This window comes from Coprobacillus sp. (genome assembly GCF_984815275.1).
Window position 1 is genome coordinate 1 of sequence record NZ_CFJNYH010000082.1, and the last position, 3,869, is coordinate 3,869.

Annotated in this window: 3 protein-coding genes and 3 pseudogenes; all 6 read left to right on the forward strand. The window is 33.9% G+C overall.

Annotated elements, in window-relative coordinates:
* A pseudogene (locus AC5M21_RS15880) lies at nt 1-409 on the forward strand (hypothetical protein); the annotation flags it as partial.
* 13 nt (nt 410-422) lie between these two features.
* Complete coding sequence (locus AC5M21_RS15885) at nt 423-713, forward strand: hypothetical protein (RefSeq protein WP_008787397.1); 291 nt, start codon at nt 423-425, stop codon at nt 711-713.
* A gap of 826 nt (nt 714-1,539) precedes the next feature.
* Nucleotides 1,540-1,827, forward strand: coding sequence for a hypothetical protein (locus AC5M21_RS15890; RefSeq protein ID WP_008787399.1), 288 nt, complete (start codon nt 1,540-1,542; stop codon nt 1,825-1,827).
* 55 nt (nt 1,828-1,882) lie between these two features.
* The gene (locus tag AC5M21_RS15895; protein ID WP_008787400.1) at nt 1,883-2,149 is read left to right on the forward strand and encodes a DUF1871 family protein; all 267 of its coding nucleotides are present in this window, start codon (nt 1,883-1,885) and stop codon (nt 2,147-2,149) included.
* A 615-nt stretch (nt 2,150-2,764) separates the two neighbouring features.
* Nucleotides 2,765-2,899: pseudogene (locus AC5M21_RS15900) on the forward strand (hypothetical protein); the annotation flags it as partial.
* Nucleotides 2,900-2,935: 36 nt separating this feature from the next.
* Nucleotides 2,936-3,869 (forward strand): annotated as a pseudogene (locus AC5M21_RS15905) (hypothetical protein); the annotation flags it as partial.

Genomic DNA, 3,869 nt, shown 5'->3' on the forward strand with positions numbered 1-3,869 from the left:
ATATGCTTCATCAGGAAATACAAGTCCAGGCTATGCACCTCCCTCTTCATCTAATGGTGGCTATCAGGGAGTTAGTGGAGCTAATTCAATATTTAATAAAGGAAAAGATGTCTTAAAAAGGTTTAATCTTGATGATGCTTATGTAAAGCCAAAACATCTATCAACTAGTGGTGGTAATGGAACTAAATTTCTAGGAGGTTCCAAGGCAGAGGCAGAAGTAATATTAAGAGAAGGGTTAAAGAATGGAACAATTAAAACCATAGCAGACAATGGCATAACAAAGCTTGGGTCTCAAAGTTATGAAATTATTATTGATGTAGGGAAAGTTATTGGAACTAAGGGTGAAACGCTAATTAAGATTGTTTTATCAGAAGATGGAGGTATGCTAAGTGCATTTCCTGTTAAATAGAAAGGAAAATATCATGAACGTTTTAGAAAGATTTTTACAATCAGAAATTAACACGCAAGAGTTATATGATGATATTATTTTGTTCATCACATCATTTCATATCAGAAATGGAGAATTTGAGGGGAATGAATTCATTATTAAAAAAATGGACCAAACCAATTATATTATTTTTCCCGAATATGAAGGTGGGGATGGAGAAAGAGAGATACATGCTGCAATAGCAATCTATAGAAATAATTTAATAAAAGAAATAAATGATTGCGCCACTAAAAAAGGTATTATTGTTAGAGAAATTAAAAATTAAATAATATACATCAGAGAAAGAGTATTCATAGTGAGAGTGCTCTTTTTCTTTGTCAAAAATTAACAGGTTGAATTTGCAACTCAATCAAGTCCTCTCTGTGTACGAAGTGTAAGCAGAGGGAAGGGCTTGAGGATTGAAGCGTTATTGACAATCCTTGTGTGGGCGACAAGTAACACCGCCCTACACATACACACCAAGAAACAGGAAATAGGTTATTTTAATGGCTTAAATCCTGTTTTTTTACTGCACAGTTTTATGCCAAAAAATAGGAGTAAATATAAATGTTTAATGAAGTTTTGCTCATTTTACGGAATTAAGGTCTTTGCAACAGTAGTAATAGTGTAAGTAATTTTAAGAATCTTGCCAATTCGTTACCTTTCATTTGTAATAATAGTAGAAAAGATAAAATGTTTTCTAAAATGGTAGACAAATTCACATTTGCATTTGTGTTTCATTGTGAAGAGAATAGAAAACTTTTCTAAACTATGCAACAAATACAGGTAAATACCAAAGGCGAAGCACGCAACCCAATTATGCGAGCTTATTTTGAATGCAAAATAGCAGAGGGAAAGACAAAGATACAAGCATTATTATGTATCATGAGAAGATTAGTGAACATCATTTACAGTATGATGAAGAGGAAAACAGCCTATCAAATACCTACCAAAAGAGAAGAAAGTAAAGCAAGTGCATAAGAGAAGATGAAAAAGCAAAGAAAACGTGGTAAAATAAGGACATATCCAGTATTTGACCACTTAAAAAATAAGTAGTCAAACCCAGCCCGCAGGGAGCTAGTGGAGCTGAATTTGGTGATGATTTTGGTAAAATGGGTACTTATGTAGAAAAGCCAAGTTTAAAAGTAGATTGGGAGCAATATGCTGACCATGCTACGAATGACTCAATGGTTAAACGTGGGATTAATCAAGAAATGGTAGATAGCTATGTAGCAAATGGTAAAGCATTATCTCAAGGAAATGGTAAATATGCTTTTGTTTCTCGTGATGGTGTTGCTGTTGTTACTTCAAATGGGAAATTAGTGACAACTTGGTCAAGCGCAAATTTTGATGCTAATATGCTAGAGATCGTAGATAAATTGTTTGGTAAAGGTAAATAATCATTTTCAAGATTACATCGTTAAATATTTTTTAAAGGAAGGATAAGTAAAAGGCATGAATAATATAAAAAAAGAACGCATAAAGAAAATCATAGATGAATGGGACCCTATTGATTTATTACCATTTGCTCCGCCTGATGAATACGATTATGAAATAAATAAAATATATAGTGTTATTGAAGACAAAGTAAATATTGAACATCAATATTTATCAGAAATCATTTACAATGTCTTCAAAAAGACGTTTGGTGAAGATGTATTTTTAAATACTATAGAAGATTGTATGATTGTAGCTGATAGTATTTTGCAGTCGATAAATTGATATTAGTTTAAGAATCGGAGCTTTATAAGCTCCTTTTTTGTGAAGCTCTGGTAAGAAGTTGAAGCTTCAAGCCACTCCTAGCGTACGAAGTGTAAGCAAGGGAGGTGGCTTGGATTGGAGCGTAGTGACAATCCTTATAGGGCGCATTAGTAACACCGCCCTACACATACAGACCAAAGAGCAGGAAATAGTCTCTACATAAGGCTTTGCAGTTGATTTACGACTGCAAAGTTCTTTGTTGTAGAATCTTATGATTTAAAATAATATGATAAATTTTTATAAATATGCAACAAATCACTTCTCTGTGGGCAGTTACTGTGTGGAAGACAAGGAGGACATAAACATATCAAAGAAAGAATTAAGTATCAAGATTGATTATCTAAGTGTCGTATTAGATATCCTCAAAGATGATGAGTTAATACGTAGATTGTTAGGATTGCCATTGGAGTATTTCTTGACTAAAGTTAATCATAAGAATTACACTCGTCTTTAGCTATTTGGTACAATCAATAAGTATGAAGATAGGGAGTTGAAAGACAAGGAAGTGTCATCAGTGATGATGGACTGGATAAGCATATCTTTACGTATGATGACTTTGGAAAAAGTCTAGAGAATATCAATGACAGCTATGCCTATAGAGGAGAGAATACGGAGTACAACTACCAGTATCTTAGAGCAAGATACTATGAGACAGCAAATGGACGCTTCCTGTCAAGAGATAACTATCTGGGAGAGAGAAATGCAAGTGAATACAATCAGTATATCTATGCATTGAACAATCCATCTATGTATAAGGATCCCAGTGGACATTCGTGGCTGGGCGATTTATGGGATGGAATACAAAAAGTAGTGTCGGATATATATAATGGGGCAAAGAAGGCTATCAGTACAATCTATAATGGAGCTAAAACTGTTACAAAGGCGATTGTCAATACAGTTAAGAAGGCAGCAGACTTTGTAAACAAGAAAATCATTCAGCAGGCAGTCAAAGTCGTAAAGAATGTTGTCAATTCAATTATCAGTAGATCAAGCAACACTATAAGGAAAGTCGCAGATAAGGTTGATCAAGAAAAGAAAAAACAAGAATCTGCAAAAAAGAAGGCAGCAGAGCAGAAGAAACAGAAAGAGTCATTTGTTGAATATGCCAAAAATCATGGAATAGATGAAGCATATAGAAAGTATAACAGTATGGATAAGAGTCTTTTGAATGAAGCAGTCAAAGCTTATTGTGACACAATGGATCTTGATTATATATCAATCAATTATTCACTAAAAAGAATAATAAGATCAGAAGACTCAGAAATTGTACTGGTAGGAAAATATAAAATCATATGCGAAACCATAAAACATGCTGGAAATGTGAATGAATCTGCTGTACAATCAAGCGTAGGATATAGTTGTGCAAGTACTATCCATAAGACGTATATATCAAAGGCAATAGAACTATTAAATTATGTGAGAACACAGGCCTGTAACTTTCCAGGTGTAAGAGTGAATACTGCATCAAAGATTAATACTATTTATAATTATTCATATGGAACCAAACAGTTAACAGAGCAGTATGTAACAAATATGAATGAGCATAGTAGAGATATGATGGAGTACATCTGGTCTCATCCAAGGGAATATAAGCCAGTCAAGATATGGAGAGATACAGGGACATACAGTGGAGGCAGATGGGAAGATGCAGTCTATCATGTCGGAAGCAAGCAGTATCATG